This window comes from Virgibacillus profundi (genome assembly GCF_002287375.1).
In the GTDB taxonomy this organism is placed as follows: Bacteria; Bacillota; Bacilli; order Bacillales; family Amphibacillaceae; genus Virgibacillus_K; species Virgibacillus_K profundi.
The window spans coordinates 129,256-151,793 of sequence record NZ_NPOA01000011.1 but is presented as its reverse complement, the minus strand read 5'-3'; the positions used below and the strand labels follow the sequence as shown (position 1 = coordinate 151,793).

The window sequence follows — 22,538 nt, the reverse complement described above, 5'->3', positions numbered from 1 at the left end:
AGCTTATAGCCAGTCTAACACAGGAATTTGTAATACCTCATGATCGACGCCTAAGTTTTTAAATAATTCTCCAAGCCTCTTTTCGTAAATTACTTGTTTTTTTAGAATATCCCGCAATTCACTATAAGACTGTTCAAGATCCTGAAACATAAACCCGCGATCAATGATATCAAAGAAGTGAATAGGAAAAATTAATCTGGCATACAATAAGCGCCAGCTAAACACGGATAAAGGTCTGAGCGATTGATAGTCATTTAGAAATGTAATTAGCTCATTATCATCTTTATTATTCAGTATCATAAAACGAATACATTCTGCCAAATCTCTTGTTGGATGGTCATATACCAATTCATCTGCCCATAATACAGTTTTTTCTAAATCATTGGTATAACGCCTAAAAGCAATTGTGCCCTGGTCAGCTTCATGGTACCTTCTTTCATGCTCGCTTTCCTGTATATACTGAATTCCATTTTCACTGATTCCTACAATATAGGGTAGAACGTCCATCAATAACCGATAATAATTAGACGAATGGTTTTTAGCTTCCAATTCTACATTGCTTTCAAATGCGGTAAGTTTATCAATCCATAATTGCTTCCATTGACCATAACTCGAAATAGTTTTTGGTTCATAGCTGTAAGCTGTGCCAATTTGATGAAAATGTGCCAGTGATTCGCCACTCGAATAAGTATTTTCTAAGATATCTCGCTGTACCTGCATAACCATATAATTTTTATCCTCGTATGCAGTAAACCATTCACCATTCCTATTTGGTATAGGTAGGGCAGTATTATTGTATTTATTTTCAATTAAATAATAAGCGAGTGTCGCCTGCTCCATATGAATAATTTCCCTGTTGTCCGCAGAAATGGTAAAATAAACATACTCATCCTGTTTATAGCCATCCTTACCATCCAACTCCAATTTCCTCTCGGCTTGTATAGCATAATATACGCCAAGCATATCTATGATAGGCAAAATTATCTCCCCCATTTGCTTTTAACATAGTGTATGAGTTATAAAGACAATTCTTAACCAAATTTTTTAGAAGAAAAGGTGATCGTAATGGATAAAAACACAAAACAAAGTGAACTGGAAGTTAAAGCAAGACAGTGGCTGACCGAACGTGGCGTTACATTAGACGATATTGCGGAACTGGTTTATTATTTACAATCAAAATATCATGATAATTTAACGATGGCAGAATGTTTACACAACGTTGATCGTGTATTAACGAAAAGAGAAGTTCAAAATGCTGTATTAACAGGCATTCAATTAGATGTACTTGCAGAGAAAAAGGTGCTGGAACAACCATTGCAAAAAACAATTGACACAGATGAAAGCCTTTATGGTGTCGATGAAATTATTGCTTTATCCATCGTCAATGTTTATGGTTCTATTGGATTCACAAATTATGGCTATATTGATAAACAAAAACCGGGAATTTTGAAAAGGTTAAATGATCCGGCAACAGGAGAAGTACACACATTTCTGGATGATATCGTAGGAGCAATTGCTGCAGCAGCCTCAAGCAGACTCGCACACGGCACAGCTGACGATAAAGCCTTGGATGATTAATAGTGAGGAAATCGGCGATTGCGCCGATTTCTTTTGTTTTTGAAGGATATCTTTGTGCTTCGGATGATATATTTCTCCTCCGGTTGATATATTCGTTCTCCGGAAGATAAAATTCTCCTCCGGCTGATAAATTCGTTCAAGTCTCTAAATTAAATTTCCCCAATCCATTCACGTAAGCTCTGAACATGATAATCAGGTTTTATTTCTAAGTTTGCCAGTTCCGCAAAAGGTGTGACTCCTGTAAAAACCATTAATGTATCTATCCCAGCATTAATACCTGCCCGAATATCGGTATGATAATTATCACCAACCATTAACGTTTCATTTTTTGGAAGTCCCAGTATTCCCAGTGCTTCTTCCATAATGATTGCTTCTGGTTTACCGATAAAAATTGGTGCTCTCCCTGTACTTACCGTGATAATTGAGGTCAGCGCACCATTTCCAGGTAAAAGCCCACGTTCGGTTGGGATGGCAACATCGCTATTTGTTGAAATAAAAGTTGCCCCATTTCGTATTTCGATACAGCCTTTAGCCAATTTTTCATAACTAATTTCCCGATCTATTCCAACTACAACAAAATCACAAGTGTCCTCTACAATTGTTAATCCCTGTTCTTTCAGTGCAGCGCGTAAACCCGCTTCACCAATTACATAACACCTTGCATCCTTTTTTTGATGTTTAATGAATCTTGCTGTGGCCAGACTTGTTGTTACAACATGATCAGGTGTTGATCTAATTCTCATATTATTTAGCTTGTCCGAAACATCTTCCTGGGTTTTAGAAGAATTATTTGTAACAAATAAATAAGGAATATTTTTCGTATGTAAAGCATTTACAAATTCAGCTGCTGCTTCAATCGGTTCACTTCCCCGATACATCGTTCCATCCAAATCGATTAAATAACCTTTATAGTTTTTCAAGTAAAAATCCTCTTTTCTTCTTCATTTATTAGAAAGCTTGGTTGTCACTAAGCTTTTGGGTGACAGCCTTAGTTGCCCTTATGCAGATAGGAAAGTTTTTATACTTTCCTATCTGCAAATTAAAAAAGAATGATAGACTCATCATCCTTCTTTCGGTTTTTTTATCGATGATCACCTTTACTTTTCATTTGAAAATGCATTGGCAACTCCTAATTCATTATTTAAATATGTTCGAATATGGGAACTGAACTTATTCAGAACAGGTATATTTTTATTTATTATGTTTTTTAGTTTTTCGTGTTCCACCGCAATATAATTCTTAACAATCATTTTCCGTAATTGAATCATTTCCTTATAGCTATTTTCTTCTTCTTTTGGTAAAACTTTTTCATCAATAAGTATATCAATGATGTCATCATAGCTTCCCGGATCACGCATAATAAAACCATCAATCATCATGTTGCCTACATCAAGTGTGGATTCGATCAGTACATGCACCATTCTTTCCAACGCTAAATATTCCGTGAAAGTCTCAAAGTTGCCCTTTCCTGCTTCCTGTAATAGCTCTTCCATATATATCAATGTTTCTTCTATTTTACTTCGATCAACAAAATACATTTATAATACCTCCAATAAGCTTGGTAACACTATTATCATATCATATTTAGAATGAAGAAAAGCATTTAACATGGTATAGTTAATAAAATGCCAAAATTCTAAAAAAGGTAAAGGACGGCCTGGAAAAATAAAAATGAAGTGCAATTTCTCAGGGGAAATATTATGAAGCGGGGTAGGGAAATGAAAACCAAAGTTTCTATTACAAAAGAAAGTATTCTTACAATGGACGCTACATCAATTGCAAATTCCATTAAAAATAAAGAATTGACAAGTATTGAAGCAACTTTAGCATATATTGAACATATTAAAAAAATTAATCCTACAATTAATGCACTTGTAGAGAATCGCTTTTCACAAGCTATAAATGAAGCAAAGGAAAAGGATAAACTTCTGCAAAAAAATGAACACACAGGTCCACTCTACGGTGTACCGATCAGTGTCAAAGAATCATTTGATGTTGAAAATATGAAAACAACTGGTGGACTCGAGCACAGACAGGATCTGATTTCCAGAAAGGATGCTGCTGTAATAACCAAACTTAAAAATGCAGGAGCTATTATCCTGGGAAAAACAAATACACCAGCATTGTGCTTTTGTCAGGAAACGGAAAATAAATTATATGGACGGACAAATAATCCCTGGGATGTAAGCAGGACTGCCGGCGGATCAAGCGGTGGTGAAGGTGCACTTCTTAGTGCAGGTGGAGCTGCGGTTGGAATTGGTTCTGACATCGGGGGATCCATACGGTTTCCAACTCATTTCAATGGGATAGTCGGATTTAAGCCAGGGATGAATCAAGTATCTTCTGAAGGTCACTTCCCCTCTGTCGTAAATCCATTACAGGATAGAATGCTGACAATGGGGCCTATGGGTAAATCAGTTCAGGATATGGAACTGATGTACAATATTATAGCAAATAATAATCCCCCTAATCGTTCGTTAAAAAACTTTAAAATTGAAATTTTACCAGGCAATAATAATTATCCTTTATCTAATTTCACAAAAGGTATGCTTGATGATATTGAATATTTTTTGACAAGATCATATTCAACGAAAAGAGCGGTACCATCACTTTTCGATGACAGTGCTTTGATTTGGCAGGAGATTATGTCTATAGAAGGCAGTAAAATCATTGAAGATGAAGCATTCAGCAATAACCGGTCCAATGTATTCACGTCTTTCTTAAAGGAAAAACTAACACAAAGGACATCTATTCATCCTTACCTTTCATGGGCAATCATCGGAGCCAAATTATTTAAGCCAACTAAAGGACGAGTGGAGGAAATAAACACATTTCTTGATCAAGGAGATAAAGCATTAACCGATTACTTAAAAAATCGCCTGCTTATTTTTCCTGTATATCATTCGGGCGCTCTTAAACATGGCAAGGTATTTCAGGAAATTTTCTCTATTCGCAAGACTTTCCTGGATTATATGCCATATGTTGCGTATGCAAATGTCTGGGGTTTACCAACATTGACTATTCCAGTGGGTACAGATGAAAATGACATGCCAATAAGTATTCAAATCATGAGCAGTATTGGCAATGAAAATGCATTGTTTCGTTTAGGAAGGTTATTGGAGAAGAAATTCAGAGGGTATGTTCGCTGTGATAAATTAGGATAATCCAACAATTGGTATCATAGATCCTTTCTTTTATAGGGAAACTAAAGCTAAAAAGAAAGGATGAACCAACTATGGCAAGGAAGGGAAAAAATGTCTATTCGGATTTTTCCAATGTTCGAAATCAGCGAAATGAATTAATACCTGAAGAATTTCCTGAAGGAGCTTTTGGTTCTTCGATCAATAAAGAAGAACCTGTTTATGGGAAATCAACACCCTGGGAAAAAGGGCAACGCAGGCAAAGTGCTTTTATCTATCCATATAAAGAGCTGCACGAAGATTTGCCGCGACAAACCCCCGGTGCCCATCCGCTTCATGATGAAGATGGGGATGTCCCCCCTATTGAGGAGCAGTGAGCAGTAGTTCATTTACTACTGCTTTTTTATTTCGATACTTTCTTTAATACGAAATAAGCACAACCAAAATTACAGTATTCATACAAATAATCATCCAATGCACTTATTTTTGTATCTATGGATGCCTTTGAGTTTCGATCATTATAAAATCCTTTTAATCGAAGCTGCTCATAGCCCCAATCCCCTACAATATAGTCGTATTTAGATAAAATATCAGAAAAGCGTTCGTTTAATGCTTCTTCTTGAAAACCATCTCTATTATTTTCAATAATTTCATAAGTTTTCCCTTGTAATTCAATCAAAGCTAATCACCCCACTTAAACTTACTATAGTTTATCATATTCATCCACAACATAACCAGAATAATATATGCATGATATTTATTCTATAAAGCAAACTAGGAAAGAAAGTCATTATTTGGTGAAAGGAGGAAAACCATGAATCCAAAGCTTTTTATGATAAGCACTCTAATAGCAATAGTAACGATATCTGGTTGTGGAAATACAGATAATGCAATGGATGAAAGAAATGAAAACATTGATGAATTAGATCCCGCAAGAGAAATGGAGTCCCCTGCAGATGAAGAACTGAATAACAAACTGGGCTATGTTAGATATTCTAAAGATCAACTGGATAATGATGCAGAAAATAATCATCAGGTGACAATCGATCGTACCCAAATGGCTAATATGATTACGAGAATCATTTTACGTAATGATGGATTCGAAGAAGTTGCAACATTGGTTACAGATGAAGAAGTTTTAATTGCTTTTGAAAAAAATGAGGATATAGAAGAAAGTGATGCAGCCGATATTGCAAAGAAAACAGCTGTATCTGTGATGCCTAGTTTCTTTGATGTTTATGTTTCAGACAATGATGTATTAATTAGAGATATCCATAGCTTGCATAATTCAACAACAACCAATAAAAACTATGATAACACAATTGACAGCATTATAAAGGAAATGAAAAAATCCTCACAGGGTCACGAGTGAAAATAAATAAGATGTAGATCCTCTTACTAGTTTAGGGCTAACTTTAACCGTTAGTCCTTTTTCAATGAATAAGAAACCCAATTTAATCTAAAAATACATACTGTCCGACAATAGACATTTTTATTATCAGGGGGTGAAACATATTTATAAAGTAATGATCACTTCAATACTCATAATAATTGTAAATTTCATTTCAATTGAAGCAATCCATGCCGAAGAGGATATATATCAGGAACGGATGGCACTTTTTAAAAAAACAGAGGCTTTAACACATATTCCATGGTATTATTTTGCAGCAATTGAAAATTATGAACGAAATATAAAAAAAAGTGATGATAACGAACAGACAATATCCATTAGCGTTCCACCCGAACTTTGGTTTGGACTTGGAAATAGTCCGATGATTAAGGATGAAAAAATCATTGAATTTTTTAGTGGAAAAGGCAAGGATGGAAACGGTGATCATAAAGCAGATCCTGAAGACCCTGAAGATATATTGTACACGATGGGAAATATTATTTTGGAACAGGGTCAAACAAGGGATGATATTAAAATTGCATTATGGAATTATTACAAAAGAGATCTTACTGTCCAAACCATTATGAATACAGCAAAAGTATTTAAAAAATTCCAGAAAATTAATTTAACTGACCGAGATTTCCCTGTATCTACTCAGTATAACTACAGCTATAACAATACATGGGGCGACAGGCGTGGTTTTGGAGGGTTACGCATACATGAAGGAACAGATATATTCGCTGGCTATGGGACACCCGTAAAATCGACAACATATGGTGTTATTGAAATGATGGGTTGGAATTTATATGGCGGCTGGAGAATTGGGGTAAGAGATATATTCAATATATATCATTATTATGCCCATATGAGTGGCTACAACGATGACATTAAGGTTGGCCAGGTTGTAAAGCCAGGTGATGAACTTGGCAGTGTTGGCTCAACCGGTTACGGTCCCCCTGGAACTTCGGGTAAATTCCCACCACATTTACATTACGGGATGTATAAGGATAACGGCTATAGTGAATGGTCCTTTGACCCATACCCTTATTTAAAAAAATGGGAGCGCATGGCGAAGGAAAACAAATAAAACAATAAGAGCCTCTACCATTACGGTAAAGGCTCTTATTACATTACATATTATTTGGCCTCTTTGGCCTTTTTAACAGCATGGTTAATGCTTGCTGCAAGGCCACCCCAGATAATTACCATACCAAGGATCATAACAAAGATTGCTCCACCACTCATTTATTTTGCCTCCCCAGTCTTATTGGATTCTTCTTCCGCTTCGTCAGATGTTTTCCATTTCGTCATTGAAATTAGTATTCCAATCAGCAATGCCGCTGCCGCAACAGACCAGCCACCGAACATGATAAATGAATCTGAATAGCCTTCATAGTTACCAGTAGTATTTCCCTCTCCGGTAAATTCTTTTAATATATTCTGTTTGAACAATCCAAACATCATATATCCCATTACAATTGGTGTAATAATACTTAAGCTTATGGTCCACCAGGAACCTAGACGAATATCCGAGATTTCATTTGCATGTGTCTGGATATTTTTAACTCTGCGCAAAATCCAAGCGATTAATACAACTTCAACCAATCCGAGCAATGCGACACCAAATTGGTTAATAAAGTAATCTGCTGCATCGAGGAAGTACAGACCACCTTGGGTGGCATATAGTAATGAAATAACCGCTGCTAATCCACCACCAAAGAGTACTGCTTTAGTTCTTGAGATTTTAAATTTATCTACAAGACCAGCCACATACGTTTCTGTAATCGACATCAAGGAAGATAAACCAGCCAGAACCAGCGATGCAAAGAACAGGAATCCAAACAATTCATTTAATGCAGGGAACTCGTTTATGATTGCAGGGAAGACCACAAATGCTAATCCCACACCACCTGCAACAACTTCATCAACAGCTACACCCTGACTGACAGCCATAAATCCGAGGACTGCAAATACACCAATACCTGCAAGTAATTCAAATGCTGAGTTACCAAACCCTACAATAAATGCGTTATTCGTAATATCTGATTTTTTAGGTAAATAACTTGAATACGTTATCATAATTGCAAATGCAATCGATAAACTAAAGAATATTTGTCCATATGCTGCAATCCATACATCAGGATCAGCAATTCTAGTGAAGTCAGGTTCAAAAAATGCATTCAGACCTTCTAATGCTCCTGGTAATGTAACAGCTCGAATAACGATGATAAGAAAAATAATTACTAATGCTGGAATGAAAATCCTGTTGGCAATTTCAATTCCCTTTTTAACCCCTTTAAATAAAATCCCCAATACAACAACCCAAACAATTATTAGTGGAATGAATACTCCGGGTACAAGACTGCCTGTTTGTCCGGGAACATCAGCCAAATGCAGATATTCTCCATATAAAAATCCTTCTGTATCTGAACCCCAATTTAGATTAAATGAGAAAATTGAATATGATATCGCCCAGGCAATTATGACAGAATAGTAAGTGGAAATTACGAATGCAACTAATACAGCCCACCAGCCAATAAATTCTGTTTTCTTATTCAACCTTCTAAAGGTTAATGGAGCTGAACCGCGAAATTTATGCCCCATTGAAAATTCCATAATTAATATGGGAATCCCCGCTGTCAGTAAAGCAAATAAATACGGTATAAAGAAAGCGCCTCCACCATTTTCATATGCAACAGCCGGAAACCGCCAAATATTACCAAGTCCGACAGCTGAACCTACTGCTGCAAAAATAAAGCCTGCCCTTGTCCCCCATTGTGAACGTTTTTCCATGTATAGACCTCCTCTTTTCTTTTTTTCCCTGCTATAACATGTGTATGTCCAGCTATAACAAGGAATGTTTAAAATGTTTACTTTTTTCTGATATTTATGCTTGTATTATAACGGTACTTTCCTACTATGTCAAAGAAATAATTTAATTTTCAATATTATTACTTTGTCCTGGAAATAATTGACACTGAAAGCGTGGAGAATAGATTAGTCGACTGGATAGAGAGGTTATCTGACGGGGAACAGATTTATCGACCGAAGAACATCAGCCCGAGAGCAAGAACATCAGCTCGAGTTAATGTTTATCAGCCGAAGAACTATTCAAGAACACAAAAAAATATTCTTCCACCCTTTGGATGAAAGAATATTTTATATTTAAGCTTGATTCAGTTTTGCTTTTGCCAGGTAATTAATTAATAATCCAATGGCAATCACAATTGCAAAAGTTATTAATATAGGAAGGAGTACTTGATTTGTAAAACCAATTACCAAATATCCTATACATGCTGCTCCAGCGGCAATAAATGCATATGGCAGCTGTGTTAATACGTGATCGATGTGATTTGCTCCTGCCCCGGTCGACGATAGAATCGTTGTATCTGAAATAGGTGTACAATGGTCACCGAATACAGAGCCGGCCAATACTGCTGCAAGTGTTGGAAGAAGCATACTTATATCTGTAATAACAGCGACTTCTGCTGCTATTGGAAGCATAATTCCAAACGTCCCCCAAGATGTTCCGGTTGCTAATGCCATTATTCCAGCAATCAGGAAAAATAGGAATGGCAGCAGGGAAGAACTGATAGATGCATCGCTGACAATTTGTGCCAAATACTCACCTGTCTCCAGTGAACCAATAACAGAACCAATCATCCATGCCAATAGTAGAATATAAATCGCCGGCATCATTGTTTTAGTACCTTCAATGAAGATCTTAAATGTATTTGACCTTGGTTCATTTTGTTGAAGATGGAATACAAGTGCTGTTAGTACGGCAATCAGTCCACCAATAAATAAAGATAGATTTACATTTGTATTAGCAAAGATGGATAATAACGTAGCGCCACCTTCACTTTCGTTTGCCCCTGTAATAAGCATCGAAACAACAGTTGCTATTATTAGAACGCCAATAGGTACTAGCAAATGAAAGATCTTCCCACTTTTATGTGGCTCAAATGTATCTCCCAGATCACCAGGAACACTGTCCTGCTCTGGATTTAACAGCTCACCTGTTTCTATCGCTCGTTTTTCATGTGTTCGCATTGCTCCAATATCCAATTTTAAATATGCAACCAGAAATACGAGTAATACTGCAGATAATGCATATAAATTCAGTGGAATCATTTTAATAAATGCTTCCAATGGCTGTATATCCGTTATTCCATTTACAGCAAATAATCCACCCAAAATACCGATTATATAAGCACCCCAGCTTGAAATTGGTGATAATACAGTAACCGGTGCTGACGTTGAATCAATAAAATACGCAAGCTTTGCACGGGAAATTTTATGACGGTCAGTTAGAGGTCGTGCGATTTGACCAACTGCCAGACTGTTAAAATAATCATCGATAAAAATAATTAATCCTAATACGGCTGTCATAACCTGTGCACCTGTACGTGTTTTAACTCGTTTGATCATCCACTCACCAAACGCCCTGCTTCCACCTGATGCCTGCAAGAAGGCTGTCATCATTCCGAGTAGTAATAAAAAGCTCAATAAAAGAATATTACCTATATTTAATGAGCCGTCAACGAAAAATATTTCATAAAATATTGTCCAAATCTCATTAAGTGTCCCAAGTATATTGAAATCGCGGATCATTAATGCCCCAACGATAATACCTGCACCTAAAGATAATAAAACTTTTCTTGTAAGTAATACAAGCAGCAGCATAAGCAATGCTGGAATAATTGAATAAATTGTGCCTTCCATCGATGTTACCCCCATTATGTATTGTACAAATGAACATGAAGTTAAGCACGAAATGTAGTCTATGAATATACGTAAACTTGTCTTAAAAAACACAAAAAGACAACGATAGAAAATAACCATCATTGTCCCTGCAATATACGTTATCCTCCATTTCGATCAGTAGTTCTCCATGCACATTCATTTAAGCATGACAGTATACCTCTTATTTAGGAGCTATACCAGCTATAATAAGTTTGACCCTTATTACGCTTCGGCAAACAATCCTTTCGTCAACAATCCCAGTTGTCATTCTCCTGTTGACTACTCTTATTATCTGCACCTCTACCTCACCGATCTGATAAGGTTTTAATTATTAAATTATAGCTTTACTATACAATAGATTTACTCATCCTGCAAGTCCTTCTCTATATCCTCTTTTGGTATCGCTATATTTGGATTACTCCCACCGTAGAACTCTGGTACATCCGCCATAATAGCCCCGCCATCCATATAAATTTCAGTATGAACTTTCGTCACCTCTGTCGTAAATGGAATGACTACCTGTACATCAACCTCTACATAAAGATAGAGCGAAACCCAGGAAGAGTTAATCCCCCACTCTTTTGTTTCCTGATAAATATTTGTTCTTACATTTCCGACAAATTCAAGATTTACCGGTACTTTTGGTCCCAGGTTGGCAAGTACCGAGTTACCTGTTACCTGGCCAAGTGGAATCTCTACAATGGTTGGATCCACTTTTGCAAGGTCCTCTGCTCCGTCACTGTAATCTGGGGTCTCTTGAAGTGGATTATCAAAGACAAGTGGATCTCCCCTGTTCATATTCAGAAAAAACTCCTCTACCCTGTCTGTTGCCACACGGTTTATTTCACTGATCATTGCTGAATTCCAGTTGTAAATTGCTGGATCCCCATTATTGTTATATGTAATATTAGCAATATCTTCAAAGTCATAGTTTTCAGCAAAACGTACAGCTGAATTAATAGCCCTTGTAGCAAATTCATCTGTCTTTGCTTCTGCTATTTCCATCAATGTTGGCTCTATTCCTCGATCAATAATCCAAATACTTAATCCAATAAAAACAGCAAACAGGATCATCGTAATTACTAATATATTTTTCCCCGGAGGAGATGTTCTGTTTGTACCAAATTTCTTTCGTTGTCTTAGCATTAAAAAACCCCCTAAAACAATTTATGCTTGTTTTTCAGGGGTTAGAATCCGAAAATTCAATCTGTTATAACAGCCGTTACAGTGACATTGATGACACTGGCTAAATCCAACTCATAAGGTGTTCTCATATGCTTTCCGTCTTCTGACATAATCCGAATTACCGGACGATCACAGATATGTTTATTTTGTCTGACAACTACTCCTTCTCTGCCATCACTAAGTTGTAGTGATAAACCAACCGGATATACAACAATGCTCCTTTTAAATGCTTCGACCATATTTTTTTCAAATAAATTGATGGCACCTGCATAGATAATTTCCAGGCCTTCATGTGGTAGCATAGCGTCCCGATATACGCGATTACTTGTTACTGCATCAAAGACATCTGCAATACCGATTAATTTTGCATACGTATGAATCTCGTCTCCTTTAATTCCACGCGGATAGCCCGATCCATCCAATCGTTCATGATGCTGATATGCACAATGGGACACAACCGCAGGCATATCGGCAGACTTCCGTAAAAAATCAAATCCCATTGTTGTATGTTCTTTAATAATTTCAAATTCCTCTACTGACAGTTTGTCCGGTTTTTGCAGAATTTCCGGATCTATAAAAATTTTCCCGATATCATGCAGCATTGCTCCGATTCCTATTTCAGTTAACTTCTTATTGGATAAATTCATTTCCACCCCAATTGCGAGTGAATATATTGTTACATTTAAGGAGTGATGAAAAATATAATCGTCCGTTATAAAAATTTCTGTAAGCATTGATAACGACTTCTCACTACTTTTTATATCTTCCATAATTCGCTCCACAACACTTGCAAGCTTTTTCCCTTTTTTCTCAAGAATATAAGCTCTTTCCTTTAAGCCACTCTCTCTTAATTCCAAGAAAATATCTTTAATTGTTTTCGAAGCATCTACCCTTAATTTATCTGAAAGAACCGGTTCCACATAAATATCTTCCGTAAATTCATCTTCTATGTATATATACGTAATACCTTGATTTAACAGTCTCCCGAGCATCTTTTCAGTTAGCTTTAATCCTTTTTGAATCAGCACAACACCATTTTCATTATATATGGATTGCGCCAGTATCATTCCTGGAGTAACTGATTTTGTACTGGCAAGCCTCATATTCTCTCCAACTCCTACAAAATACGACCTTATTCGACATTAGTCCCATTAAAATAGTACCAAAAAATTAATGAAAACGCTATGACTTATTTTTGAAATTTTATGTTTTTAAGATGTTTTCTAAAGGATTGGAACTGCGATTCTACGACACATTGAAATTTGGAACTGCGCATTACTTGTCCCCTCTATAAAATATTGTTTTTATCACATAATCTATAAACTGCGACGAAACTGCTAAGTTGATTTCCGCTCCGGGCAGTCGCTTTCCGCGGGCACGGCTTCAGCCTCCTCGCGGAAGACCACCGCTGCAGGGTCTTCAGACTCGTGCTTTTCCCGCAGGAGTCGACTGCCCTACGCTCCAATCAACCGCCACAAAAGAGGATATCACTTGTTTGATTCAATTAAGTGGCAGATCACTTTTTGAAGATGAAAGCATATTGCTAGCGGAGGAAACACACGAAGACTCCTGCGGGAGGAAAGGCCTAGATGAGACCCCGGAGAGCGTCAGCTCGAGGAGGCTCATCAGCCGCCCGCGGAAAGCGAAGTGTGTTTCCGTAGCGGTAGATTTAGCACATATTATCATTAAAAGTTACTTCGCATTCTATATCCAATGCGATAATTAAACAATAAAACTTGAAAAGAGTATATTTTTAAAATTGCACATATATATAACAAAAAATGTCTTCCATACTAGGAAGACATCCATATTATGATATTTTTACCAATGCATCCTTGCCGATCATTCCTTCTTCCCAGCCATAGGACCTGGAAGCATCCGTTATTTTTTCTAATGGTGCATGTAATAAATCATCAATTGTCCGCACACCTACTGCTCTTGCGGCAATGATATTACGCCCTCTTAATTTTTCATTACTGTTAAACAGATCAACATCTAATGCACCGCACATAATGTAGCCAATTTCATTTGAGATCATCAATAAATTTGTTTTTGGCAGTTCCACACGTATTGCTGTAAAAAACATTCCCTCTACCTCTAATGGATTAACCGTAATCATTAATTTAAAGGCCTCCTTCGTGATGTACAATATATGTGTATGCACAAAGGAGGTACAGTGTCACAAATTGAATATCTGCTTAGTTGCCTGAATATTCCCGGCGCAATGTATCTGCCAATAAATCCCGCAAAAACTCAGGTAAAAAATACTGCTTCACTTCTGATTTTGCCACCTCAGGCAATAAGCGGCCAAATGTAAATGTATCCGCAGTTGCTATAGAATATGTTTGATCAGGATCAAGAGAGGATCCATCAGTAAATGAAACATTTTTAACATATTCTTCACCATTTTTATGAAAATCTGTTTCCACATCTAATCCAGCGAATACCATTCTTCCAAGAACTTCGCCGCGAAATCCAAAACCCTTTAACTTCAATTCCGTAAAATCTTTCGTAAGCGATCCACGAACCACTTCAATTAGCTCATCACCATTAAGCTCCACAATCACCGGATTAATCGGATGTGGGCAAATACGATGGATATCCTGATACGTTATATCCCCTGCCGACAATTGATCCAGTAGAAGGCCTGAATTTAACATGCCACAATCTGCCTTCGTCCAATCTTTAACGGTATTAGTCAACTGTTGCATGATTTCAGTATGTTTAAACCATTTCACTTCTATTGTCTCATTTAGTTGCACAACTGTTTTACCTAGCAGTTTATCCGCTTCTTCATTCATTTCTTGTAATGTTTGTTCTGTTTGCAGGTCTTTTGCTAAATGAGTAATTTCAGTCGTATATGCTTCTTTTTTCACTAATTCTTTTTTCTTATGATCCCATGTTAAAATAACTTCCCCAATAAATGCACAATGTTTTCCCGCTGCTGTTATTACCGTATTATTCACATACTCACCTGTGCGTAATAAATGATGTGTATGCCCACCAATAATCACATCGATATCCTTAAATCTCCGGGCTATCTCCTGATCTTCAGTGATCCCAAGATGTGATAGCAAAATAATGATATCTGCAGATTCCTTCAATTGTGTTATATATTTATCTAAAGCCTCAAATTGCGGGGATATATGCCAATCAAGTAATTCATAAAAAGCATTAAATGGTGCAGTTAGTCCAATAACTCCTATTTTAACTCCATTTACCGATTCTATTTTCACAGTAGGCTTTAGCCAATCGGGATTCTTATTTTTCAAGTTATGTAAATTGGCACAAACCACTTCAAAATTAGCATCATCATATAAATGAAACAGATCATCGTGTGCCAGTGTGATTCCTTCATTATTTCCTAATGTCGCCAAATCATATCCAGCATCATTCATTAACCTGACATTTGCTTTTCCCATAAATGCTTCAGCAATTGGATGAACACGGTCCACATGATCACCGATATCTACAACCCAACAAGAATCACCCGCAGCTGCTCTCTTGGCTTTTGCATCTTTCAAAAACCCTGTGACCCGTGGCCATTGTTCAAAATTACTATGTAAATCATTTGAATAATAAAAATAAATTTTCTCCTGCATATGTCATACTCCTTACCCAATACCTTGAAAAATCATTCGTATTCCTATAACAATTAATAAGATCCGCAATATCCATACAAGCGTTTTCCCCGTCATCTTTTGATTTACCATTGCACCAAGCTTACCGCCAATCCATGCACCAGGAATAAAAAAGAAAACATACTCCCAGGCAATATGTCCTAAAGCGATATGTGTGCCTGCACCTATAATACTCACAAAAAATATCATAAACATCGATGTTGCTGTAGCAATATGTGCTGGAAAACCAAATAACAGAATCATGGCAGGTACCATAATGGAACCGCCACCTATGCCAAATAAGCCTGACATCATTCCGACAAATAGAGAAAGCGAACATGCCGGCCAGATTGAAACAGTGTAATGATATGTTTTACCATCCACGTGAAAGGTGCGCATTGCTTTATTTTCACCCTGCAGGGCCTGTGCAGGTTCTTTTCGCTTAATAAGAAAAAGCATGGAAATGATAATCATGACAAAGCCAAAGTATAATAAAAAGTCATCTGTATCTATAAATTGATTTAACCAGGACCCCAACATACTTCCCGGTATGCTTCCTGACAAAAATAATAAACCTGTCTTATAATCTACACGGCCTGTTTTATAATATGCCATGGTTGAAGATAGTGCTGTAAAAACCATGGCTATTAAGGAAATCCCTACAATCGTTTGTGGGGTCGCCCAGGAAAATGCATCTGATATCTGATTTAAAAACAATAAGCTGGGGATCAGGATAATGCCCCCACCAAGGCCCATTAATCCACCAAAAAATGCAGTGATTACTCCAATTAGCACACAAATAATAAAAACCACAAGCTATCCCTCAATCTTTCATTTACTATACCTTTATACTAGCACTGTTTTGGAATGATTCCTATTTATTTACATGGGTTTATACTAATAAAACCTGCCAGAGCCAGCTGCGTTTGAAAGTTACTTATCCATCGGAACCTTCAATTATAAAGGCTATCGGTTATATTGGAAGCCCTCCAGGATGATGTATCTTGCCTGAATAATCCCGCTCGAATACAAGCAAATAAGTTGCATGAAAAATCAGGATAAGATAACCTTCAATAAAAAGATACATTCTAGTAAATCACTGAAATTTTAAAAATGAATCTGTTTGAAATGATAATATCAGTAAAAAATACAAACACTAAAATGAGGTGCCAAGGTGGTGCCTTATTTTAGAAAAATTGGTGTTTGCCAAGCTTCCTGAGCAAATGCTCATAGCTTGCACTTATGCAGTAGGAAATTATTTTATAATTTTCTAACTGCCAACGTAAATACATATAAATGCGAGGGATTTAATGATGAAACTTGTAGGGATATCGGGAGCATTAGCTGGTGAGAAGACTTCTTTGGCTGTAAGCGATATTTTGGTCGCAGCCGGTCTTCTTGATTCAACCATAAAAACAGAGTTAATAGACTTAAGGGATTATGAGGTTGAATTTGCTGTTGGAGCCCCACTATCAGATTATAATGATGACACTTGGGATGTCGTAAATAAGATTTTATCTGCCGATTTTCTGGTATTTGGCACACCAATTTATCAAGCTTCGATTTCAGGTGCATTAAAAAATCTATTAGACCATTTTCCAGAAAATGCCTTTAAACATAAAGTAACAGGCATTGTAGCAACTGGATGGTCCAACAAACATTTTCTAGTAACGGAATATCAATTAAAGCCAGTCCTTTCTTTTTTTAAAGGATTAGTTCCAACAGGTAATGTCTTTATCCATAATGATGCCTTTAACGAAGAAAGTGATGAAATTATCGATCAGAATGTTTCTGAGAGAATTCAAAAGCTTGCCAATGAAATGATATATTTGCAGCGGGGGATTAATAATAGATAAAGCTAGAAGGGTTTTTATGAAAAAAATAGCTATAGAAGTTGAGAGAAACTAAATAAAAGTTGAGACAAACTAGGTAGAAGTTGAGAGATAATACATGAAAAGATAATTATCTCTCAACTTAAATTGCCTTTCTCTCAACTATATGAAGTTTTCTCTCAACTTTGCTCCCTTATCTCTCAACGAACGCTCCGAATCTCTCAATTCCCTTAATAATTTTTCCATGCCTTTTCATATATTTGAATTAAATGTGGATCGATTAATGTATTCGGCCTCAACTCTACAGCATTACCTTTGTCATCAGCAATTTGCTTATCTTCATCTTTGCCAAAGGTTGTAAGACCGGAAATAATGTCTTCGGTTAAGAACTTTGTTGGGACAGTTATGTCAATTTCAGCCAGATCTAAAGCTTCACGACTTGCCATGACAAATCCCCAGTCACCAAAGCTTGGAACATCGACATGTAAATTTTCAGTAAATAATCCTGTTGAAGCGATTGTTTCAGATATGGTCCAATAAACTTCAGTAGCAAAGACCGGACTCGTCGCCTGGATCATTGTTGCTCCACCAGGCTTTAAATGGTTTCGAACCAATGAATAAAATTCCTTTGTATAAAGCTTGTTCAAGCCTTCATTATTTGGATCGGGCAGATCGACAATTATTACGTCAAACCATTCTTCCGTATTTTCCAGAAACTGAAAAGCATCTCCGGTTTCCACATGCACTTTATCATTTTTTAGTGAACCTTCATTTAATTCGAGTAAATGCCGGTTGGTATTTGCTAATTCCACAACTGCAGGATCCAGGTCAACAAGTGTAATGTTTTTCACGTCTTCATACTTGAGAATTTCCTTTGCTGCAATTCCATCGCCGCCACCTAATATTAATATATTTTCGTGATTATCTGCAGAAGCCATTGTTGGATGAACCAGTACTTCATGGTAGCGATATTCATCTGTTGAGCTAAATTGCAAGGATCCGTTCAAATAGAGCCGCACATCTTCCTCATCCTGTGTTAATGTAATTTTTTGATAACTGCTCTCTTCCATATGAATAATTGGATCTTTGTAAAGCTTTTGCTCAAAACTAAATGCCATAGCTTCCCCAAAGAATAATCCAAAAATTAATGAGACTCCGATCATTAATCCAATAACAGCATGGAGCCCGAAGTGACGGATTTCTCTGCGAAATAGCCACAGAACAATTAATGCTACTGTTAGGTTGATCAATCCAACTAAAAATGCTGTTTTAACCATGCCAAACTGAGGACGTAATAAAAAGACGAATAATAATCCACCAATTAGCCCTCCTGCATAGTCCGAAAATAATACGCGTGCTGTACTTTTATTTAAGGTGACGCCAATTTCATTTGCTTTTCGAATAAGAATTGGGAGTTCAACCCCAGTTAAAGCCCCAACTAATAATGTTATAAAATATAAATAAAATGCCTCGGTTCCTGCAGGTGAAAAGGCTGTTATTCCAAACATTGTAAAACTGGAAAATCCCCCAATGATTGCAACACCAAACTCAATCCAAACAAAGGTGATAATTAAATGCTTCATCACCTTTTCACTTAAACTGGCACCAATCCCCATGCCGGTTAAAAACAGGGAAATTGTCAGCGTATATTGTTTTACACCATCACCTAATATGTAAGACCCTAGCGCACCAAATAAAACTTCAAATATAATCCCACAAATGGATACAATTCCTGATGACCAATAAATTATTCTGCTTTTTCTAATAGCTGCTTCATTCAAAACCATTCACTCCATCATATAAACCTAGCCCGGTAAAAATAGAACGGCCAAGCAAAAGCCTGGCCGCGAATTCAATATTACGTAATAGACGCCCCGATTACAAATGCCAATCCAATCGATACACTCATCGATATAATCCCGACTGCAACATTATTTTTTAACAGCTGCTCTTCAACCGAAAATCTACTTGTTAACAGATCAAACAGCCAGTATGCGATCATTTGTAAAACTACACCATAAATGCCCCAAATCAACGTTTCATAAATGACATCACTATTATAAACTGCAAAGGCTAATATGATGCAAATCCCGATTATTTTACCAGCAATGGATAATGCAACAGAATGATTCCCATTTTTAACTTCTTCCATATCCTTGTATTTGCGTGTCATATTCTCAAATATCAACAAACCAATTAAAACGATTACTACAGATATTGCGAAATAAACAAATGTAGCTATAAATGGCCCCATTTTATCACCTTCCTTTTTATTTACCTGCCCCAGGGCCGCCCCCTCTGAATGTCGTGTTTCCACGATTAGGTATATCTCTCATACCTCTGTATTCACCCCGGGACCTGTTTCCCCAATTATTTACACCCAACATGTTCTCAAGTAGCCTGATTGTAAAATATGTACTTAAAAAACTTGATGAATAATTACGTTTCACAAACTCGTCTCCCGCAACCTCTATCATGAGTACATCCTGATCCTCATCGCTTTCACGCAATGTTATAAATTCATCCGGATAAATTAGAATTTGCTGGTTATCCTTTACTTCACTGATTTCCTCCGGTTTGACAGTTGTAGAAAGTACTGAAGCAAGTTCCGTAAGCTTGAATTCCTTTGTAGCATAGATTTCAGCTTTTTGCGACTCGCCAGTAATCTCCTCCATTAGTGGAAAATTAGCCTCGATAATGTCATCGATTTCATCGTTAGAAGCCCTCTCGATTGCAGATGAGATTTCATCCTTCGAAGGTTCGTCCGGAATATCTTCCGCCGTAATGGATCCGTCTTGCTGCCCCATAAAAGAACATGCAGTTAATAGTAGGATAAGAAATAATAGTCCAATGAGTAAACTCCACTTTTTTAACAAATCTATCCCCCTCTTAACAAAACAAGGAGCAGCTTTTTATAAAGGTTGTTCAAAACCAGATATAAAAAACATACTGCTCCCTTAACTGCCTGCCTTTATTTTTGATTCATTTTCTCTTTTAATGCAGCTAATTCATCATCAACATTGTTCTTATTTAAATCTTCAAATTCATCATCCAATGTACGGCTTTTTTGTGACATATCTTCACTTGTTTCCGCCTCTGCTTCAAAGCGCATGACCTTTTCTTCCATACGTTCAAATCCGTGTTTCGAATCATCACTACCGATTGAAGACATCGTACGATTCATTTTTGTTCGTGTTTTAGCAGATTCAGCACGTGCTTTTAATGAATCTTTTTTAAGTTGCATTTGCTGATATTCTTTTTTCATTTCATCCAATTTGCTCCGCAGTACCTCTGAATCATTTTTAGCTCTTTCCCATGACTCATTTAAAGTTGTTGCAGTCGTTTCATGTTCATTTTTATCCTCGAGGGCACGACGCGCTAAATCCTCATTACCAGATTCAAGCGCTTGTTCAGCCTGCTTCTGTCTTTTTTCCACCATTGCATTCGCATCGTTTGCTTTTCTCTTAAGCATTTTCTCATTAGCAATTTGTTTTGCTACAGCCGCTTCTACCTCGCGAATGTCCCCGGACATATCACGCATAAATTGGTCCAGCATTTTCACCGGATCTTCCGCTTTATCTAACATTGAATTTAACTCCGAACCTACAACTGTTGACACTCGTTTAAAAAATTTAAACATATATATTCCTCCCAGTAAAATTTAGTTGAAGAATTTCTTAAATTGATCCTGCCATAATTTTAATTTCATATGCCTCAATCGGATATCCATGGCTTGCTTCAATCTCATTTCCCCATGATTCCAAACTTATATAATTTGCTTCACCTGTATCAGCATAATCAGCGTAATTCGTTTCTGTTCCTTGTAAATTCGAACTTCTTCCCTCTCCAATTACCCTAGCTGTACCTGACTCTTCCAAATAATAGGTTTTGTTTTCATAGGTCACTTCTTTTGGATATGGTTTTGACACAGCTAACTGAACTTTTTTATAAATCCCAAGTTCCAGTTCATCATCCATTTCTGCTGATAACCAAATTGTATCATTTCCTTCCAATAACTGATACCCATACCACTCATAATTTCCATCCCGATATGTGATCTTCCCTACCACCTCATAATCCCTGAGGTCATAGGTTAGGATGTCTCCGATCTCTATCGATAACACTGTTCTTTCCTTAGGGGCAGGCTCATTTTTTTTCCCTGAAAAAAATTTCGAAAACAGACCCACAGCTTCACCTCATAACTCAAAATTATCCGTTCCATAATGTATTACGTTTTTCCTTTAAAAAAAGTTTCAAAAAATATTAATTTATTTACATCAAAGCAGGGACTACACTTTCAAAGTCTCTATATAATACATGATCACACAAATTGCAAAGATGAGTCAAACGGTTTATACTTTTCGATAGATATATTTTTTTAGACCTAAGGAGATATTTTTACAAATGGAAATAATGGGGAGACAAATAATAGCTGAACTTTGGGATTGCAATATTAATATATTAAATAATATAGAATTAATAGAACGTATATTTATAGATGCAGCATTAGAGGCAGGCGCAGAAATTCGGGAGGTTGCATTTCATCAATTTGCACCACAGGGTGTGAGCGGCGTTGTGATTATTTCCGAGTCACATTTAACAATTCATAGTTTTCCCGAACATGGTTATGCCAGTATCGATGTATACACATGTGGTGATAAAGTAGACCCAACTGTTGCTGTAGAATATATTGCCAAGTCTTTAGAATCAAAAATCAGCGAGACAATGGAAATCCCCCGTGGCATGGGGCCGGTTAAAGCAGAACCGTTTCAGAAGCTTATATAATAACTCTTAATAGGGTTGGGTTGATTTCTCAGTAGTGTACATGGAAATCAACCCTTTTTCAATAGAAAATGCTGGCTCAATTCCAAGATGTTTGTTGTTTGAACGATATTCTTGATTTGGGCTGATGTTTCCGCTTCTTGAGCTGATGGCACAATCACAAAAAAATGACCCTTGCCACAAACGCTGTTGCAGCAAGGATTTCGTGTAACTTATCCAATAGAATCTTCTATCTCTTTATTTCTTTCTTTCAATTTAAATAACT

General features: G+C 36.8%; 24 protein-coding genes and 1 riboswitch. Of the genes, 7 read left to right on the top strand and 17 right to left on the bottom strand.

The features are described 5' to 3' along the window. Positions 1–3 precede the first annotated feature (3 nt). Positions 4–978 carry a YutH/CotS family kinase-like spore coat protein gene (locus CIL05_RS15825; RefSeq protein WP_095656508.1) on the bottom strand — a complete coding sequence of 325 codons (975 nt, stop codon included), beginning with the start codon at positions 976–978 and terminating at the stop codon, positions 4–6. Positions 979–1,065: 87 nt separating this feature from the next. Between CIL05_RS15825 and CIL05_RS15820 the strand changes: the two genes are divergently transcribed. After that, the gene (locus CIL05_RS15820; protein ID WP_095656507.1) at positions 1,066–1,578 is read left to right on the top strand and encodes a phosphatidylglycerophosphatase A family protein; all 513 of its coding nucleotides are present in this window, start codon (positions 1,066–1,068) and stop codon (positions 1,576–1,578) included. Between the two features lie 149 nt (positions 1,579–1,727). Here the strand turns inward: CIL05_RS15820 and nucF are convergent, their stop codons facing one another. Together nucF and hepT are read right to left on the bottom strand one after the other, a co-directional pair. After that, positions 1,728–2,498, bottom strand: coding sequence for a 5' nucleotidase NucF (nucF, locus tag CIL05_RS15815; RefSeq protein WP_095656506.1), 771 nt, complete (start codon positions 2,496–2,498; stop codon positions 1,728–1,730). Positions 2,499–2,675: 177 nt separating this feature from the next. Continuing rightward, positions 2,676–3,116, bottom strand: coding sequence for a type VII toxin-antitoxin system HepT family RNase toxin (gene hepT, locus CIL05_RS15810; protein ID WP_095656505.1), 441 nt, complete (start codon positions 3,114–3,116; stop codon positions 2,676–2,678). A 180-nt stretch (positions 3,117–3,296) separates the two neighbouring features. Between hepT and CIL05_RS15805 the strand changes: the two genes are divergently transcribed. Next, a complete protein-coding gene (locus tag CIL05_RS15805) occupies positions 3,297–4,742 on the top strand; it encodes an amidase (protein WP_240510217.1) in 1,446 nt (481 codons plus the stop codon). A 71-nt stretch (positions 4,743–4,813) separates the two neighbouring features. Next, entirely contained in the window at positions 4,814–5,095 is a 282-nt protein-coding gene (locus CIL05_RS15800; RefSeq protein WP_095656504.1) for a hypothetical protein, read from the top strand. A 26-nt stretch (positions 5,096–5,121) separates the two neighbouring features. Here CIL05_RS15800 and CIL05_RS15795 read toward each other — a convergent pair whose 3' ends face one another. Then, complete coding sequence (locus CIL05_RS15795) at positions 5,122–5,397, bottom strand: YutD family protein (protein ID WP_095656503.1); 276 nt, start codon at positions 5,395–5,397, stop codon at positions 5,122–5,124. A 135-nt stretch (positions 5,398–5,532) separates the two neighbouring features. Here CIL05_RS15795 and CIL05_RS15790 point away from each other — a divergent pair, with 135 nt between their 5' ends. Continuing rightward, the gene (locus tag CIL05_RS15790) at positions 5,533–6,090 is read left to right on the top strand and encodes a YhcN/YlaJ family sporulation lipoprotein (protein WP_095656502.1); all 558 of its coding nucleotides are present in this window, start codon (positions 5,533–5,535) and stop codon (positions 6,088–6,090) included. A gap of 154 nt (positions 6,091–6,244) precedes the next feature. Continuing rightward, entirely contained in the window at positions 6,245–7,195 is a 951-nt protein-coding gene (locus CIL05_RS15785) for a M23 family metallopeptidase (protein ID WP_095656501.1), read from the top strand. Positions 7,196–7,245: 50 nt separating this feature from the next. Here the strand turns inward: CIL05_RS15785 and CIL05_RS15780 are convergent, their stop codons facing one another. The 8 genes from CIL05_RS15780 to CIL05_RS15740 all read right to left on the bottom strand — a co-directional run bounded on the left by CIL05_RS15780 (position 7,246) and on the right by CIL05_RS15740 (position 16,472). Next, positions 7,246–7,353, bottom strand: a complete 108-nt coding sequence (locus tag CIL05_RS15780) for a methionine/alanine import family NSS transporter small subunit (protein WP_095656500.1) — start codon at positions 7,351–7,353, stop codon at positions 7,246–7,248. Then, complete coding sequence (locus tag CIL05_RS15775) at positions 7,354–8,901, bottom strand: sodium-dependent transporter (RefSeq protein ID WP_095656499.1); 1,548 nt, start codon at positions 8,899–8,901, stop codon at positions 7,354–7,356. 372 nt (positions 8,902–9,273) lie between these two features. Further along, the gene (locus tag CIL05_RS15770) at positions 9,274–10,833 is read right to left on the bottom strand and encodes a Na+/H+ antiporter NhaC family protein (RefSeq protein ID WP_095656498.1); all 1,560 of its coding nucleotides are present in this window, start codon (positions 10,831–10,833) and stop codon (positions 9,274–9,276) included. Between the two features lie 152 nt (positions 10,834–10,985). After that, positions 10,986–11,165: riboswitch (Lysine riboswitch) on the bottom strand. A gap of 49 nt (positions 11,166–11,214) precedes the next feature. Next, complete coding sequence (yunB, locus tag CIL05_RS15765; protein WP_095656497.1) at positions 11,215–12,000, bottom strand: sporulation protein YunB; 786 nt, start codon at positions 11,998–12,000, stop codon at positions 11,215–11,217. 56 nt (positions 12,001–12,056) lie between these two features. Next, positions 12,057–13,142 (bottom strand): HD-GYP domain-containing protein, encoded by a 1,086-nt coding sequence (locus tag CIL05_RS15760; RefSeq protein ID WP_095656496.1) that lies wholly within the window; start codon positions 13,140–13,142, stop codon positions 12,057–12,059. A 707-nt stretch (positions 13,143–13,849) separates the two neighbouring features. Beyond that, positions 13,850–14,158, bottom strand: coding sequence for a YunC family protein (locus tag CIL05_RS15750; protein WP_095656495.1), 309 nt, complete (start codon positions 14,156–14,158; stop codon positions 13,850–13,852). A 79-nt stretch (positions 14,159–14,237) separates the two neighbouring features. Continuing rightward, positions 14,238–15,641 carry a bifunctional metallophosphatase/5'-nucleotidase gene (locus CIL05_RS15745; RefSeq protein WP_095656494.1) on the bottom strand — a complete coding sequence of 468 codons (1,404 nt, stop codon included), beginning with the start codon at positions 15,639–15,641 and terminating at the stop codon, positions 14,238–14,240. 12 nt (positions 15,642–15,653) lie between these two features. Beyond that, positions 15,654–16,472 (bottom strand): sulfite exporter TauE/SafE family protein, encoded by an 819-nt coding sequence (locus CIL05_RS15740; protein WP_095656493.1) that lies wholly within the window; start codon positions 16,470–16,472, stop codon positions 15,654–15,656. A 500-nt stretch (positions 16,473–16,972) separates the two neighbouring features. On the opposite strand from CIL05_RS15740, the gene CIL05_RS15735 reads away from it, so the two are divergent. Continuing rightward, positions 16,973–17,515, top strand: coding sequence for an NADPH-dependent FMN reductase (locus tag CIL05_RS15735; protein WP_095656540.1), 543 nt, complete (start codon positions 16,973–16,975; stop codon positions 17,513–17,515). 206 nt (positions 17,516–17,721) lie between these two features. On the opposite strand, the gene CIL05_RS15730 is transcribed toward CIL05_RS15735, so the two are convergent. The 5 genes from CIL05_RS15730 to CIL05_RS15710 form a co-directional block, all read right to left on the bottom strand. Then, the gene (locus CIL05_RS15730; protein WP_095656492.1) at positions 17,722–19,278 is read right to left on the bottom strand and encodes a polyamine aminopropyltransferase; all 1,557 of its coding nucleotides are present in this window, start codon (positions 19,276–19,278) and stop codon (positions 17,722–17,724) included. A 71-nt stretch (positions 19,279–19,349) separates the two neighbouring features. Next, positions 19,350–19,745, bottom strand: coding sequence for a DUF350 domain-containing protein (locus tag CIL05_RS15725; protein WP_095656491.1), 396 nt, complete (start codon positions 19,743–19,745; stop codon positions 19,350–19,352). A gap of 16 nt (positions 19,746–19,761) precedes the next feature. Then, positions 19,762–20,367 carry a DUF4247 domain-containing protein gene (locus CIL05_RS15720; protein ID WP_095656490.1) on the bottom strand — a complete coding sequence of 202 codons (606 nt, stop codon included), beginning with the start codon at positions 20,365–20,367 and terminating at the stop codon, positions 19,762–19,764. A 95-nt stretch (positions 20,368–20,462) separates the two neighbouring features. Further along, positions 20,463–21,131: a PspA/IM30 family protein gene (locus CIL05_RS15715; protein WP_095656489.1), complete on the bottom strand. Its 669-nt coding sequence runs from the start codon at positions 21,129–21,131 to the stop codon at positions 20,463–20,465. Positions 21,132–21,168: 37 nt separating this feature from the next. Beyond that, positions 21,169–21,678 carry a DUF4178 domain-containing protein gene (locus CIL05_RS15710; protein WP_095656488.1) on the bottom strand — a complete coding sequence of 170 codons (510 nt, stop codon included), beginning with the start codon at positions 21,676–21,678 and terminating at the stop codon, positions 21,169–21,171. 217 nt (positions 21,679–21,895) lie between these two features. Between CIL05_RS15710 and speD the strand changes: the two genes are divergently transcribed. Continuing rightward, entirely contained in the window at positions 21,896–22,276 is a 381-nt protein-coding gene (gene speD, locus CIL05_RS15705) for an adenosylmethionine decarboxylase (protein ID WP_095656487.1), read from the top strand. The last annotated feature ends 262 nt before the right edge of the window (positions 22,277–22,538 follow it).

Excerpts from the sequence above, each read along its gene's own strand:
- CIL05_RS15820 (WP_095656507.1), top strand. The coding sequence starts at position 1,066 with ATGGATAAAAACACAAAACAAAGTGAACTGGAAGTTAAAGCAAGACAG.
- hepT (WP_095656505.1), bottom strand. The coding sequence starts at position 3,116 with ATGTATTTTGTTGATCGAAGTAAAATAGAAGAAACATTGATATATATG.
- CIL05_RS15805 (WP_240510217.1), top strand. The coding sequence starts at position 3,297 with ATGAAAACCAAAGTTTCTATTACAAAAGAAAGTATTCTTACAATGGAC.
- CIL05_RS15800 (WP_095656504.1), top strand. The coding sequence starts at position 4,814 with ATGGCAAGGAAGGGAAAAAATGTCTATTCGGATTTTTCCAATGTTCGA.
- CIL05_RS15790 (WP_095656502.1), top strand. The coding sequence starts at position 5,533 with ATGAATCCAAAGCTTTTTATGATAAGCACTCTAATAGCAATAGTAACG.
- CIL05_RS15785 (WP_095656501.1), top strand. The coding sequence starts at position 6,245 with ATGATCACTTCAATACTCATAATAATTGTAAATTTCATTTCAATTGAA.
- CIL05_RS15780 (WP_095656500.1), bottom strand. The coding sequence starts at position 7,353 with ATGAGTGGTGGAGCAATCTTTGTTATGATCCTTGGTATGGTAATTATC.
- CIL05_RS15775 (WP_095656499.1), bottom strand. The coding sequence starts at position 8,901 with ATGGAAAAACGTTCACAATGGGGGACAAGGGCAGGCTTTATTTTTGCA.
- CIL05_RS15770 (WP_095656498.1), bottom strand. The coding sequence starts at position 10,833 with ATGGAAGGCACAATTTATTCAATTATTCCAGCATTGCTTATGCTGCTG.
- yunB (WP_095656497.1), bottom strand. The coding sequence starts at position 12,000 with ATGCTAAGACAACGAAAGAAATTTGGTACAAACAGAACATCTCCTCCG.
- CIL05_RS15760 (WP_095656496.1), bottom strand. The coding sequence starts at position 13,142 with ATGAGGCTTGCCAGTACAAAATCAGTTACTCCAGGAATGATACTGGCG.
- CIL05_RS15750 (WP_095656495.1), bottom strand. The coding sequence starts at position 14,158 with ATGATTACGGTTAATCCATTAGAGGTAGAGGGAATGTTTTTTACAGCA.
- CIL05_RS15745 (WP_095656494.1), bottom strand. The coding sequence starts at position 15,641 with ATGCAGGAGAAAATTTATTTTTATTATTCAAATGATTTACATAGTAAT.
- CIL05_RS15735 (WP_095656540.1), top strand. The coding sequence starts at position 16,973 with ATGAAACTTGTAGGGATATCGGGAGCATTAGCTGGTGAGAAGACTTCT.
- CIL05_RS15730 (WP_095656492.1), bottom strand. The coding sequence starts at position 19,278 with ATGGTTTTGAATGAAGCAGCTATTAGAAAAAGCAGAATAATTTATTGG.
- CIL05_RS15725 (WP_095656491.1), bottom strand. The coding sequence starts at position 19,745 with ATGGGGCCATTTATAGCTACATTTGTTTATTTCGCAATATCTGTAGTA.
- CIL05_RS15715 (WP_095656489.1), bottom strand. The coding sequence starts at position 21,131 with ATGTTTAAATTTTTTAAACGAGTGTCAACAGTTGTAGGTTCGGAGTTA.
- speD (WP_095656487.1), top strand. The coding sequence starts at position 21,896 with ATGGAAATAATGGGGAGACAAATAATAGCTGAACTTTGGGATTGCAAT.